Raw genomic sequence first — 13,936 nt, 5'->3', positions numbered from 1 at the left:
CTTTTTTATTTTCCTTACTTTTGCCACTCGAGACCTTTAGGTCAAACTGTACGAAGTAAAAAATTTATCCCTTGATTGATCCACAAGACCTATTCACGATTTCTTCCCAAAAGCAATTTGAAAAAATAGCGCTAAAGGTTTTTCGTTACCAATACGAAAACAACTTGGTCTATCGTGAATTCTGTGATTTTCTAAATACTGATGTCCAAAAAGTAAAATCATTACCCCAAATTCCGTTTCTCCCGATTCAGTTTTTTAAAAGTCATAATGTCATCTCTAATACTAATGAAATTCAAGAAACCTTCACCAGCAGCGGAACCACCGGAATGATTACAAGCCAACATTTGGTCACTGATATTTCACTTTACGAACAAAGTTACCGCCTAGCTTTCTCCGAATTCTATGGCAATATCGAAGACTACGCCGTTTTAGCCTTACTTCCATCCTATTTGGAACGCAGCGGTTCGTCATTAATTTATATGGTGAAAGATTTAATCGAATTGTCTAACAATGAGCACAGCGGGTTTTATCTACACAATTATGAAGAGTTAATTTCAAAATTGATAGAACTCGATAATTCAGGGCAAAATGTAATCCTGATTGGCGTAACTTATGCTTTATTGGATTTAATTGAGCAACAAAATTTCCAACTCAAAAACACCATCATCATGGAAACCGGCGGCATGAAAGGCAAACGCAAAGAAATCATCCGAGAAGAATTGCATGAAATACTGTGTAAAGGTTTCGGTGTTCCAAGCATTCATTCAGAATATGGAATGACCGAATTATTGTCTCAAGCGTATTCTCTAGGCAACGGTATTTTCGAATGTCCGGCTTGGATGCAAATTCTGATTCGCGACACTGAAGATGCTTTGACGTATGTAGATTACGGGAAAACCGGCGGTGTAAACGTCATTGACTTAGCCAATATCAATTCCTGCTCGTTTATCGCTACGCAAGATCTGGGTAAAAAATACACCAACAATTCCTTTGAAGTATTAGGTCGTTTTGACAATTCTGATATTCGCGGTTGTAACTTAATGGTTTTATAATAAAATCCATTTTCTTGCGTTTATATAAAAAAATTAGCCTTGAAATACCTAATCCTTTTACTTTTCTCTATTACCGTTTTTGCCCAATCAAAACCAATTGCAATAAAAATCGATTCTGTTGCAACATCTATCACCGAGGAAGGCAGAAGGAAATTCAACATCTACTACCAAATCACCAATACAAGTAACAAAAACATTTCTTTTGTTCTAAACCTAAAAAATATTATCCCAATAGGCTCCGGTTCTTTGAGGCCAATACCTTACTATAAACTCTATGAAAACGAAACGGCTATTGATGTCAGCAGTATCTTTACCGGAGAAAAACAAATGCTTTATTTTAAAGATGAAGCAGAAATGTACCGATACACCGATTCCATTACAGCTCTTATAAAAAACAAGACTCCCGAACAAAGACAATCAGAGAAAAAAGAAGACTTCCTGAACAACATCCAAAAAATGTCTCCTAAAGAAGTCAAAAACCTTGAAGCCATAATCGTTTGGGACAAAAATCGTTACCACCGCAATGGAGATATTGAGTATTATTTGGAGGAAAAAGAAAAACATTATCTCGAACTCCACATCAACTTAATGGCGGAAGAACTGCTCTTCAATTTTTCAGAAGAAGAAAAAAAAGAGCTGCTAAAAGATAAATCACTCACCAAAGGCTGGTTTACATCCAACAAAGTCGAAATCGATTTAAGCGAATAAAAAAAAGGAACCGAGTGGGTTCCTTTTCAATTTATATAACTTTAATCAAGTAGTAATTCTTCTTTCCCTTTTGCAACATCAAAAACTGATTGTTAATCAAATCCTTTTCAGTTACTAAGTAATCCGCTGCTACTTTTTCTTTGTTCAGCGAAATCGAGTTCTGTTGCAACTCTCTTCGCGCATCACTATTCGAAGCCAAAAATCCTGTCTTAGCCGAAAGCGCCGCAATCATATCCAAACCATTTTCTAAATCAGCCTTCACAACTTCCGCTTGCGGAACGCCTTCAAAAACCTCCAAGAAAGTCTTGGTGTCTAGTTGCTTCAAATCATCCATAGTCGGACTAAAAAATGCGCCCGAAGCAAAAACCGCTTTTTCAAACGCTTCTTTTCCGTGTACAAACGTCGTTACTTCTTCTGCCAAACGTTTCTGTAACAAACGCAAATGAGGCGCTGTTTGATGCTCAGCAATCAAAGTATCAATCGTTTCTTTCTCTAAAAAAGTAAAAATCTTAATGTATTTCTCGGCATCAACATCAGTAGTATTCAACCAAAACTGGTAAAACTTGTAAACCGAAGTCTTATCAGCAGTCAGCCAAACGTTTCCACCTTCAGACTTTCCGAACTTAGAACCATCAGCCTTAGTAATTAACGGACAAGTCATCGCAAAAGCTTTCGCACCTTCGCCGTTCATTCTGCGAACCAGTTCTGTTCCCGTAGTGATATTTCCCCATTGGTCGCTTCCACCCATTTGCAACAAACAATTATGGGTTTTATACAAATGATGAAAATCGTATCCTTGAATCAATTGGTAAGTAAACTCCGTGAAACTCATGCCTTCGCCTTCAGCGCTCAAACGTTTCTTCACCGAATCTTTCGCCATCATATAGTTCACGGTAATTCTTTTACCCACATCACGCGCAAAATTGATAAACGAAAAGTCCTTCATCCAATCGTAGTTGTTCACCAAAATCGGTGCATTAGCCGCTGTCGAATTAAAGTCTAAAAAACGAGACAAAACCGCTTTGATTCCCGCCACATTTTTTTCCAAAGTAACTTCATCCAACAAGTTTCGCTCATCCGATTTCCCTGAAGGATCACCAATCATACCAGTCGCGCCGCCAACTAAAGCAATCGGTTTGTGCCCAAATTTCTCCAAGTGAACCAACAAAATAATCGGCACCAAACTCCCAATATGCAACGAATCACTCGTTGGGTCAAACCCAATATAAGTCGTGGTCATTTCCTTTAAAAGTTGCTCTTCAGTTCCGGGCATCATATCGTGAACCAAGCCACGCCATTGCAATTCTGCTACTAAATTCTTCATCTTACAATTATTCTAATGAGCGCAAAGATAAGTTAATTACCCAATTTGAAAATTTGAAAATTTGAAAATTTTAAGGAGCACTACTTTTTCTTTTTTTTAGAACTCTTGCTCCCGCTTTCCGCGCTACACGGTAGCTAGCTCCAATCGGGGCTATTATTCAGGTTATGCTATTCTTAGTCAAAATATTTCATAATTCGTAATTCATAATTCGTAATTTTACCAAATGATATTAGTCACAGGCGGAACAGGTTTAGTCGGAGCCCATTTGCTACTACATTTGGCAGAAAATGAAGTAGGCATACGCGCCATTTATCGCAGTCAAAAAGGCCTCAAAAAAACAGAATCGCTTTTCCAACTTTACCAAAAAGATTCCCTATTCGCCAAAATAGAATGGATTGAAGCAGATATCATCGACATTCCGTCTTTGGAAATCGCCTTTCAAAACATAGCGTACGTTTACCATTGCGCCGGCTTAATTTCCTATGACCCAAAGGATGAAGACCAACTGCGAAAAGTAAACATCGAAGGCACAGCCAATATTGTGAATTTCTGTTTGGCTTACGACATCAAAAAACTTTGTCATGTGAGTTCAATTGCCGCTTTGGGCGACTTAAAACCGCACGAAAAAGAAATCACAGAAACAACCGAATGGAATCCGGAGGCCTTGCACAGCGATTATGCCATCTCAAAATATGGTGCCGAAATGGAAATTTGGCGCGGTCAACAAGAAGGTTTAAATGTTGTAATTGTCAATCCGGGAGTAATTTTTGGTGCCGGCTTTTGGCATCAAGGCAGTGGTATTTTCTTTTCAGCTATTAAAAAAGGCTTTCCATTTTACGCCAATGGTTCAACCGGCTATGTCGGCGTTACCGATGTGGTTAAAATTATGGTTCAATTGATGAAAAGTGACATTGTCGGTGAACGCTTTTCTGTCATAGCGGAAAACCTGACTTTCAAAGAAGTAATTTTCAATATTGCTGAAAAATTAAACGTCAAAAAACCAAAAACAGAAGCCAAACCTTGGATGCTCGCCTTGGCCTGGCGATTGGATTGGTTTTCAGCCACTTTCTTCAAAACTAAAAGAAGCCTAACAAAATATGGCGCCAATTCCTTACTCACTTCCGAATTCATTTCGAATGAGAAAATAAAAAATGCTTTGAATTTTGAGTTCCAAAGCATTAAATCAGTTATTCAAGAAGCGGTTGATTTAGATAAAAGATGATTATTGCACTTGAGGTACATCAGGATTTATCGGCGTATTTCCTTCAATTGGATTACCACCGGCTTTTTTGGTCTGCTCTTCTAATCTGCTTTTGACTTCTTCAAACATTTTTTTGTATTCTTCAACATCAGCAGCATAATATTTGTTGCTTTGAGCAAACTGAATACTGTCGATTTTATATTTTTTATACAAATACGCATTCGCATTTTTGTTGCTGATTCCGCCATTAATATTTTGAGACTTGATAGCTTCTAACAATGAGATGTCATACAAAATGTCAATCATCTTGTCCTTCGCAATCAAGTTTTTAGGCTTCTCAACAGCATCATTACAACTGAATAACAGCAACAATAAACCAACTAAAATGCTTTTTTTCATTTTTATCTTTTTATCTGTCAAACAATAATCGTTTTCCAACCGGTTTTTCAATCACTTTAAAGTTCTTATAAACCAATTCTCCATTGACAAAAGTATGGGTAATTCTCGATTTAAAATTATAGCCTTCAAAAGGCGACCAACCACATTTGGCCAAAATATTTTCTTTTTTCACGTTCCATGGTAAACCGGTATTGACAATCACTAAGTCAGCATAATAGCCTTCTTTAATAAAACCTCGTTTTTCAATTTTGAAAATCTTTGCCGGATTGTGACACATTTTCTCTACAATTTTCTCAATCGAAATTTTGCCTTGATGAGCCGCTTCAAACATGGCTACTACAGCGTGTTGCACTAATGGTCCGCCGGATGGTGCTTTCAAATAAGACTGCTTTTTCTCTTCTAAAGTATGTGGCGCATGATCAGTGGCAATGACGTCAATTCTGTCATCCAACAACGCTTTCCACAATGCCTCTCGGTCATCAGCCGTTTTTACCGCCGGATTCCATTTGATTAAATTGCCTTTGGTTTTATAATCCGCATCCGAAAACCACAAATGGTGAATACAAACTTCAGCTGTGATTTGTTTTTCTTCTAACGGAATTTTGTTGGTAAACAAATCCATTTCTTTAGCCGTTGACAAATGAAAAACGTGCAATCTCGCACCGGTTTTCTTGGCCAATTCAATCGCTTTAGAAGACGACAAATAACAAGCTTCTTCGCTTCGGATTAAATGGTGAAATTCGACCGGAATATCTTCTCCGAATTGCAATTTGTATCGTTCTAAATTGGCTTTAATTGTCGCTTCATCTTCACAATGCACTGCAATCAGCATTTTGGTAGACGAAAATATTTTCTCTAATGTTTCTTGATTATCGACCAACATGTTTCCGGTTGACGAACCCAGAAATAATTTGATTCCGGCCACATTTTTCGGATTGGTTTTTAAAACCTCTTCCAAATTATCATTGGTTCCGCCCATCATAAACGAATAATTCGCATAGGAAGTTTTAGCGGCAATTTGGTATTTATCTTCCAAAAGTTCTTGGGTAACCGCATTCGGAACCGTATTGGGTTGTTCAATGAAGGATGTGATTCCGCCGGCAACCGCAGCTCTACTTTCTGAAGCGATATCGCCTTTGTGTGTTAATCCGGGTTCGCGAAAATGCACTTGGTCATCAATGGCACCGGGAATTAGATAACTTCCTTCGGCATCGATGATTTTACAACTGGCAGATTTTGGACTGATGCTATCGGCTATTTCGACAATAAATTCGTTTTCAATCAAAACATCGCCTTCAAAAACCTTTCCTTCATTTACTATTTTGGCATTCTTAATTAAAACGGTATTCATTTTTGGTACTTTATAATCGGTTTAAAAACTTCCTAAATCTCAGCGAAATTACGCCGAAGATGGCCTCTTTGATAATGGCGCCACTCATTTTAGATTGCCCTTTGGTTCTATCGGTAAAGATAACCGGGACTTCTTGTATGTTGAAATTTTTGGCAAAAGCTCGGTATTTCATTTCTATTTGGAACGCATAACCAATAAACTTGATGGCATCCAAATTTATTTTTTCTAACACTTCTCTTCGGTAACAAATAAATCCGGCGGTCGCATCCATAATTTTCATTCCGGTTATCATTCGGACATAAACTGAAGCAAAATAAGACAACAACACTCTGCTCAACGGCCAATTCACCACATTTACTCCGGTAACATAACGCGACCCAATAGCTAAATCAGCACCGTTATGACAAGCATCGTACAATTTTTCTAAATCATTCGGATTGTGTGAAAAATCAGCGTCCATTTCGAAAATGTACTTATAGTCATTTTTCAAAGCCCATTTGAAACCGTGAACATAAGCTGTTCCCAATCCTGATTTTTTCTTCCTTAAAGCTAAAAATAATTGGTCGCTAAACTCCTTTTGCAACTCCATTACCTTATCTGCTGTTTTGTCGGGAGAATTATCATCAACGATTAGAACGTGAAATGGTTTAGGTAAAGCAAAAACGGCTCGAATAATACTTTCGATGTTTTCAATTTCGTTATAGGTTGGAATAATTACAATGCCGTCGCTCATAAAGATGTAGTCATACTTCGTTGCAAAAATAAACTTTTTATTAGCGCAGAATCTTAATAATTATATAATAATTTAACAAATAAAAAATTAGTAATTTTGTCGGGATTATGATAGAAAATGTTTTAGTGCCGAGAGTTTTAGAAGCGAAAGATTGGGCAACCTATCTTTTTATATTTTCGTTTGCTTTGATTGCCATTACCCGAACTGCATTTGAAACCAGATTCAATGATTTCCTAAGGATTTTAGTTTCGGATAAATACATTAAGGTTTACAAAGACACTTCTCATTTAATGAGCGGATTTACCATACTTTTATTCATCGTTCAAATTATTTCCTTTTCGTTTTTTATTCAAATTGCTCTTAGTCATTTTGGCTATGTTTCTAAAACCGATTGGATTCTTTTTATTAGGATATTTACTTTCTTTGGTGTTTTTGTGCTTTCAAAATTCTTAGTTGAAAAGATAATCGCTACTACATTCAATATAGAAGAATTCACAGAACAACTCAATTTACAAAAAGTAAGCTATCGAACTTTTATAGGATTGCTCTTATTACCGGTAAACATTTACCTGTTCTATAACAATACTTCATCAAATGTTTTGATTTTTTGCGTTATTGGTGTGATTTTAATAATAAACTTGTATTCTTATTTGGTTTCATTGAAGATTTATCAAAACTTAATCATCAGCAAGTTGTTTTATTTTATTTTGTATCTTTGCGCACTCGAAATAGCACCGTACTATTTTATATATTATTTGATTACAAAAAATTAGCACATTAAGAATGTCAAATTTGAAAGTGAAAACAATTTTGGTGTCACAACCAGAACCAAAGGTAGAGAATTCTCCTTATTTTGAACTACAACAAAAGCACAAGGTAAAAGTTGATTTCCGCTCGTTTATTCATGTTGAAGGAGTTAGTGCTAAAGACGTTAGGGCTCAAAAAATTGACCTCAATAACTATTCTGCAATAATTTTAACCAGTAGAAATTCAGTAGATCACTTCTTTAGAGTGGCCGAAGAAATGCGTTATAAAGTTCCGGAAGATTTAAAATATTTTTGCCAATCGGAAGCGATTGCTTTTTACCTACAGAAATATGTGGTGTACAGAAAGCGTAAAATATATGTGGGTCAAAAAGACTTTGTTGATTTATCGCCATTAATCAAAAAGTACAAAGAAGAAAAGTTCTTGTTGCCTGCTTCAGACCAATTGAATTTTGACGTGCCACAAACCCTAAACAATTTAAAGGTTGATTGGACACAAGCCACTTTCTACAAAACAGTAATGAGTGATTTGTCTGATTTGGCCGATGTTTATTATGACGTTTTGGCTTTCTTCAGTCCAACCGGAATCAAATCTCTATTCAAAAACTTTCCTGACTTCCAACAAAACAATACCCGTATTGCCGTTTTTGGAAGTACTACCCAAAAAGAAGCTTTAGAACACGGACTGCGAATTGATATCTTAGCACCAACACCGGAAACTCCGTCGATGACTATGGCTTTAGAAAAATATATTGCTGACGCCAATAAAGGAAAATAAAAAGCATACCCGATAAAATCAAAAAAGCCATTCTTTCGAATGGCTTTTTCTTTGGTTAGGTTGTTTGTTATACCTGCGGCCCGGCTTTTACTAAGCTTTGCCCTTGCTCATTATCGGTATATTGAGCGAAATTTTTAATGAATCTTGAGGCCAAATCGGTTGCCTTAGCATTCCAATCTGAAACATCAGTATACGTATCTCTAGGATCTAAAATCGCAGGATTGACATCGTGTAAAGAAGTTGGCACTTCCAAATTGAAAACCGGAATTGTTTTAGTTTCCGCTTTTTCAATTGAACCATCTAAAATAGCATCAATAATCGCACGAGTATCTTTGATGGAAATTCGTTTTCCTGTTCCGTTCCAGCCGGTATTTACCATGTAAGCAGTAGCATTGTTTTCTTCCATTTTCTTAACCAATTCTGCTCCGTATTTTGTTGGATGCAAAGTCAAAAAAGCTTTACCAAAACAGGCTGAAAATGTTGGTTCCGGTTGCGTCACGCCTCTTTCTGTTCCCGCTAATTTAGCCGTAAAACCTGAAAGGAAATAGTATTGTGTTTGTTCCGGAGTTAATTTAGAAACCGGCGGCATAACACCGAAAGCATCTGCTGTTAAGAAGATTACTTTAGTCGCATGACCTGCTTTAGAAACGGGTTTTACAATATTGTGAATATGATGAATAGGATAAGAGACACGTGTATTTTGTGTAACCGAACCATCTTTAAAATCGATAGTTCCATCAGCATCTACCGTAACATTCTCTAATAAGGCATCACGTTTAATCGCACCATAAATATCCGGTTCGTTTTCTTTGCTTAAATCAATCGTTTTAGCATAACAACCGCCTTCAAAATTGAAAACACCTTCATTGTCCCAACCGTGTTCATCGTCACCGATTAATTCGCGTTTTGGATCTGTAGATAAAGTTGTTTTTCCGGTTCCCGATAATCCGAAGAAAACGGCAACATCGCCATCTTTTCCTTTGTTGGCCGAACAGTGCATAGACGCAATTCCTTGTAATGGCAAATAGTAATTCATCATCGCGAACATGCCTTTTTTCATTTCGCCACCATACCAAGTACCGCCTATAAGTTGCATTTTTTCGGTTAAATTGAAAGCCACGTAAACTTCTGAATTCAATCCGTGGGCTGCGTAATCTTTGAATGACGTTTTAGAACCATTCATCACGATAAAATCAGGCTCGCCGAAATTGGCCAATTCTTCTTCCGTCGGACGGATAAACATATTGGTTACAAAATGCGCTTGCCAAGCCACTTCCATGATGAAGCGTACTTTTAATCTCGTATTTTCATTGGCACCGCAAAAAGCATCTACCACATATAATTTTTTCCCTGAAAGTTGGTCAACTGTAGTGTCTTTTAAAGCTTCCCAAGTGTTTTGATTGATCGGTTTATTGTCGTTTACCGCTTTGTCTGAAGTCCACCAAATCGTATTTTCGGTGATATTGTCTTTAACTATGTATTTGTCTTTTGGAGACCTTCCGGTAAAAACACCGGTCATAACATTTACGGCTCCAAGTTCTGTAAGTTGCCCTTTTTCGTAACCTTCTAAGTTTGGATTTAACTCGTCATTGTATAATTTTTCAAAGGAAGGATTGTGGATAATTTCTTGAACGTTTTTGATTCCGTATTGTTCTAACGAAATCGATTTCGTAATTTGAGCGTAGTTCTCCATAAAATTTAGTTTGTGTTGTATTATGAATCAGACGACAAAGGTAAAAATTAAATTATAGAAACTATTTTTTTTATTAAAATATTATCTTTTATCTTTTAGTATGTGCCACAATAAAACTGCCCAGCCCAATATTAACAAGGTTCCGCCGATAGGTGTTATGATTCCCAATGGTTTAAAATCAATTCCACTGATGGTTTTGGTAGCCAATAAATAAATCGAACCCGAGAAGAAAATTACGCCAAAAAGAACCAATTGAAAGATGGTTTTTTTGCCTTTTTCAGTCACCAAAGTTGTCAACCCAACAAACAACAAAAATAGCGCATGATACAGCTGATATTTGACACCGGTTTCAAAAGTAACTAGCTCATCAACCGTCAACTGTTTTTTTAAAGCATGAGCACCAAACGCCCCTAAAATAATTGCTGTCATTCCCATTACAACAGCAACACTTGTGATTTTTCTTTCCATTGGTTTTGATTTGAATACTAATTGGCAAATTTATCCGTTATCTTCTTAGAAATAAAGAAATTTCACTTTTCTTTTGTCACGAAGTTTCGGGATTACCTTTTTTAAAATTTTATATTTGCATCTTATTTTTTTAACATGAAGAAATTACTTTATATAGTTACTGCCATTTTTGTTTTAAGCTTTGCCCACGCCATTTATGGTCAAACCATCAAATCAGGTGAAAAACTGGTTTTTGCAGGCTCTTATAATATGAGCGGTTTAATGACACAATTGGCTCAGGTAACCATGAGTACCGAGACTGTTACTACGACTAAAAATTCCTATTTGCATTTAAACTGTGAGTTGTCAACCTACAGTAAATGGGATTCATTTTTTAAGATTCGAGACATTTACGAATCTTACGTCAATCCGGCGAATTTAAAACCAAGCTTGTACAAAAGAAGCATAGACGAAGGCGGTTATACCAAAAAAGAAAAATATGCTTTCAAAGGCAATACGGTAAACAGCACAGTTAAAAAAAGAAACAAGCCCGAAACACAAAAAACCTTTATCATTGGTGGTTCAACGCAAGATGTGATTTCGCTTTTGTATAAAGTCAGAACGATGGATTTCAGCAAATTCAAAATAGGACAAACCCAATCATTGATGATTGTTTTCGACGAAAAACAAATTCCGGTCACTTTAAAATATATGGGTAAAGAAACCGTTAACGCCGGGAATTTAGGCAAAAAAGAGTGTTACAAACTCTCTATTGGCGCCAAAACTGATGCCTTACGCGGCAAAGACAAAAACTTAATTTGGCTAACCGCCGATGAGAAAAAAGTACCGGCCTTATTGAAATTCAGTATTCCTGTCGGCACCGGACAATTGGTTTTAACTTCCGCTACGGGAATTTAATTATCGTAATCATGAGAAAACTGTTTATAATTTTAGCGTGTGTTTTTGGAGTAATTGGAATCGCTTTTACAATCTTACCTATGGATACGCTTGCTTTTCTTCCTATAGGTTTAGCCTTAATTTTTGGCTTACTGACTTTGAAAAAATCTGAAGAAAGCCAAAAAAAATTTCCAAAAATTATACTGACGATTGCTGCATTTTGTTCCATAGTGGTTCTCGGCAAAACTTTACTAATAAAAGATGAAGTAGCAACCGACACCCAATTCGAACAACAAAAAACAGCAACCAAACAAGAAGCCCAAAAAGAACTCGAAGAATTAGAAGGTTTAGAATAAATTAAAAGCTCATCCGAAACGATGGGCTTTTTTATTTCAAATTCATACCTTTGTGAATAACAAACAAACGCATGAAACCGCAGATTCATGAACACCAAAAAAACAATTTTTAACCGTGAGTAGAAACATACTAATCATAGGCGCCGGTCGCTCGGCATCGTCCCTAATAAAATATCTTTTAAGAAAATCTCCTCAAGAAAACTTAAATGTAACACTCGCTGATTTGTCTATAGAATTAGCCCGAAGAAAAACATACAATCACCCGAATGCCACGCCAATTGCCTTAGACATCAACAACGTAGAACAACGCCGAACCGAAATTCAAAAAGCCGACATTGTAATTTCAATGCTACCGGCACACATGCATATCGAAGTAGCGAAAGACTGCGTAACCTTCCAAAAAAATATGGTGACCGCTTCTTACATTTCAGAAGAAATGCAAAGTTTGGATGAGGCCGTAAAAGCCAATAACTTAATTTTTATGAATGAAGTTGGGCTCGATCCCGGAATCGACCACATGAGCGCCATGAAAGTCATAGACGAAATCAAAGCCAAAGGCGGAAAAATGATTTTATTCGAATCCTTCTGTGGCGGTTTAGTCGCTCCCGAAAGTGATACCAATTTGTGGAATTACAAATTCACTTGGGCACCAAGAAACGTAGTGTTAGCCGGTCAAGGCGGCGCAGCAAAGTTCATCCAAGAAGGCAAATACAAATATATCCCGTACCACAAATTGTTCCGCAGAACCGAATTCTTTCATGTAGAAGGTTACGGAAAATTCGAAGGCTATGCCAATCGAGATTCCCTAAAATACAGAAGCATTTACGGACTTGATGACATCTTAACTTTATACCGAGGCACCATCCGGAGAGTTGGTTTTTCCAAAGCTTGGAATATGTTTGTCCAACTCGGAATGACCGATGATGCTTATGTAATGGAAAATTCGGAAACCATGAGTTACCGCGATTTTATCAATTCGTTTTTACCATTTCACGCCTCTGACTCAGTCGAATTAAAAACCCGAATGGCGCTTGGTATCGAACAAGACGACATCATGTGGGACAAACTAATGGAACTCGATATTTTTAATCCAAAGAAAATTGTTGGCCTCAAAAATGCGACTCCGGCCCAAATTTTAGAACGCATCTTAAACGACAGTTGGACATTACAACCCGAAGACAAAGACATGATTGTGATGTACCACAAATTTGGGTATGAATTGGATGGCGAACGCAAGCAAATCGACTCCAAAATGGTTTGCATAGGCGATGACCAAATTTATACTGCCATGGCCAAAACTGTAGGCTTACCGGTTGCTATGGCGACTTTACAAATCCTAAACGGCAACATCAAAACGCCGGGCGTACAATTGCCCATAAAAAAAGAAGTGTACGAACCAATTTTGAAAGAGCTGGCGGTTCATGGCATCGTTTTCCACGAAACTGAAATGCCTTATGTAGGTTACAATCCGGATAAGTTATTGGGAAATTAAAAAAAAATCACCGCAGATTCGCAGATTATATTTTTATTTTTTAATCTGCGAATTTGCGGTAAACTTAAAACAATAGTTTTGGTTGAAAATTTAAGGTAAATAACTATTTTTACTTTAAATATATTAACCATGAAGATAAATCAACTACAAATAGAAATTGATGATTTGATATTAAGAGGAGCAAGTCCGGTGGACTTGAGGTATACAAGCTTTAGCTTGTTTTATTAGTTCTAAAAACACAAATTCCATGAAAATAAATCAACTACAAATAGAAATAGACGGCATCGATAAAGAAATCCTCCGCGACTTAATGGAAGATGCCCGAAAACCCATTTTACAAATTGCCAACAAAATCGGAATTTCCGGCGCGGCGATTCACCAACGCTTGCGCAAACTCGAAGATGCGGGCGTGATTTCGGGATCTAAATTTATTATAGACAACAAAGTTTTGGGTTATAAAACTATGGCATTTATCGGGATTTATTTAGATAAAGCTTCGAGTAATTCGGATGCGGTTCGGGAACTCAAAAAAATCCCGGAAGTATTGGAATGTCATTACACTACCGGAAACTGGTCTATCTTAATCAAAATGATTTGCCGCGATAACGAACATTTGATGCAACTGCTCAACAAAAAAGTGCAACCCATTGAAGGCGTTTCCAGAACGGAAACCTTTATTTCTTTAGAACAGCAAATTGAACGACAGATTCAGTTGTAGTTAGGCGTTTGCAAAAACTCAAA

The 13,936-nt window shown here is 36.9% G+C and carries 15 protein-coding genes; 9 read left to right on the top strand and 6 right to left on the bottom strand.

The genetic code is table 11. The features are described 5' to 3' along the window. The first annotated feature begins 71 nt into the window (after nucleotides 1-71). Both ACK4R1_RS03365 and ACK4R1_RS03360 read left to right on the top strand, forming a co-directional pair. Complete coding sequence (locus tag ACK4R1_RS03365; RefSeq protein WP_409683618.1) at nucleotides 72-1,052, top strand: acyl transferase; 981 nt, start codon at nucleotides 72-74, stop codon at nucleotides 1,050-1,052. Between the two features lie 39 nt (nucleotides 1,053-1,091). After that, nucleotides 1,092-1,760, top strand: coding sequence for a hypothetical protein (locus tag ACK4R1_RS03360; RefSeq protein ID WP_409683615.1), 669 nt, complete (start codon nucleotides 1,092-1,094; stop codon nucleotides 1,758-1,760). A 31-nt stretch (nucleotides 1,761-1,791) separates the two neighbouring features. Here ACK4R1_RS03360 and tyrS read toward each other — a convergent pair whose 3' ends face one another. Continuing rightward, on the bottom strand, nucleotides 1,792-3,084 hold the full coding sequence (tyrS, locus tag ACK4R1_RS03355; RefSeq protein WP_409683612.1) for a tyrosine--tRNA ligase: 1,293 nt from the start codon (nucleotides 3,082-3,084) through the stop codon (nucleotides 1,792-1,794). Nucleotides 3,085-3,307: 223 nt separating this feature from the next. Here tyrS and ACK4R1_RS03350 point away from each other — a divergent pair, with 223 nt between their 5' ends. Continuing rightward, nucleotides 3,308-4,306, top strand: a complete 999-nt coding sequence (locus ACK4R1_RS03350) for an NAD-dependent epimerase/dehydratase family protein (protein WP_409683610.1) — start codon at nucleotides 3,308-3,310, stop codon at nucleotides 4,304-4,306. Here ACK4R1_RS03350 and ACK4R1_RS03345 read toward each other — a convergent pair whose 3' ends face one another. Genes ACK4R1_RS03345 through ACK4R1_RS03335 form a run of 3 tightly spaced genes read right to left on the bottom strand, consistent with a single transcriptional unit; the run spans nucleotide 4,307 to nucleotide 6,768 of the window. After that, complete coding sequence (locus ACK4R1_RS03345) at nucleotides 4,307-4,684, bottom strand: DUF4296 domain-containing protein (protein WP_409683607.1); 378 nt, start codon at nucleotides 4,682-4,684, stop codon at nucleotides 4,307-4,309. It lies immediately after the preceding gene. A gap of 10 nt (nucleotides 4,685-4,694) precedes the next feature. Beyond that, on the bottom strand, nucleotides 4,695-6,035 hold the full coding sequence (locus ACK4R1_RS03340) for a dihydroorotase (RefSeq protein WP_409683604.1): 1,341 nt from the start codon (nucleotides 6,033-6,035) through the stop codon (nucleotides 4,695-4,697). A 10-nt stretch (nucleotides 6,036-6,045) separates the two neighbouring features. Then, on the bottom strand, nucleotides 6,046-6,768 hold the full coding sequence (locus tag ACK4R1_RS03335) for a polyprenol monophosphomannose synthase (protein ID WP_409683601.1): 723 nt from the start codon (nucleotides 6,766-6,768) through the stop codon (nucleotides 6,046-6,048). A gap of 107 nt (nucleotides 6,769-6,875) precedes the next feature. Here ACK4R1_RS03335 and ACK4R1_RS03330 point away from each other — a divergent pair, with 107 nt between their 5' ends. Further along, nucleotides 6,876-7,541, top strand: coding sequence for a DUF4271 domain-containing protein (locus ACK4R1_RS03330; protein WP_409683598.1), 666 nt, complete (start codon nucleotides 6,876-6,878; stop codon nucleotides 7,539-7,541). A gap of 19 nt (nucleotides 7,542-7,560) precedes the next feature. Then, nucleotides 7,561-8,310, top strand: a complete 750-nt coding sequence (locus ACK4R1_RS03325) for a uroporphyrinogen-III synthase (protein ID WP_409684056.1) — start codon at nucleotides 7,561-7,563, stop codon at nucleotides 8,308-8,310. Between the two features lie 67 nt (nucleotides 8,311-8,377). Here the strand turns inward: ACK4R1_RS03325 and pckA are convergent, their stop codons facing one another. Further along, complete coding sequence (pckA, locus tag ACK4R1_RS03320) at nucleotides 8,378-10,003, bottom strand: phosphoenolpyruvate carboxykinase (ATP) (protein ID WP_409683595.1); 1,626 nt, start codon at nucleotides 10,001-10,003, stop codon at nucleotides 8,378-8,380. Nucleotides 10,004-10,084: 81 nt separating this feature from the next. Then, the gene (locus tag ACK4R1_RS03315; protein WP_409683592.1) at nucleotides 10,085-10,471 is read right to left on the bottom strand and encodes a DUF423 domain-containing protein; all 387 of its coding nucleotides are present in this window, start codon (nucleotides 10,469-10,471) and stop codon (nucleotides 10,085-10,087) included. A 135-nt stretch (nucleotides 10,472-10,606) separates the two neighbouring features. Here ACK4R1_RS03315 and ACK4R1_RS03310 point away from each other — a divergent pair, with 135 nt between their 5' ends. From ACK4R1_RS03310 to ACK4R1_RS03295, 4 genes are all read left to right on the top strand, one after another. Then, complete coding sequence (locus ACK4R1_RS03310; protein ID WP_409683589.1) at nucleotides 10,607-11,368, top strand: DUF3108 domain-containing protein; 762 nt, start codon at nucleotides 10,607-10,609, stop codon at nucleotides 11,366-11,368. Between the two features lie 11 nt (nucleotides 11,369-11,379). Next, nucleotides 11,380-11,703: a hypothetical protein gene (locus ACK4R1_RS03305; RefSeq protein WP_409683588.1), complete on the top strand. Its 324-nt coding sequence runs from the start codon at nucleotides 11,380-11,382 to the stop codon at nucleotides 11,701-11,703. A 115-nt stretch (nucleotides 11,704-11,818) separates the two neighbouring features. After that, nucleotides 11,819-13,195, top strand: coding sequence for a saccharopine dehydrogenase family protein (locus ACK4R1_RS03300; RefSeq protein WP_409683586.1), 1,377 nt, complete (start codon nucleotides 11,819-11,821; stop codon nucleotides 13,193-13,195). A gap of 247 nt (nucleotides 13,196-13,442) precedes the next feature. Continuing rightward, complete coding sequence (locus ACK4R1_RS03295; protein WP_409683584.1) at nucleotides 13,443-13,913, top strand: Lrp/AsnC family transcriptional regulator; 471 nt, start codon at nucleotides 13,443-13,445, stop codon at nucleotides 13,911-13,913. Nucleotides 13,914-13,936: the final 23 nt, after the last annotated feature.

This window comes from Flavobacterium sp. (genome assembly GCF_046293665.1).
Lineage (GTDB): Bacteria > Bacteroidota > Bacteroidia > Flavobacteriales > Flavobacteriaceae > Flavobacterium.
Note: the sequence above shows the minus strand (reverse complement) of the source record. Positions and strands in the feature narration are given on the sequence as shown.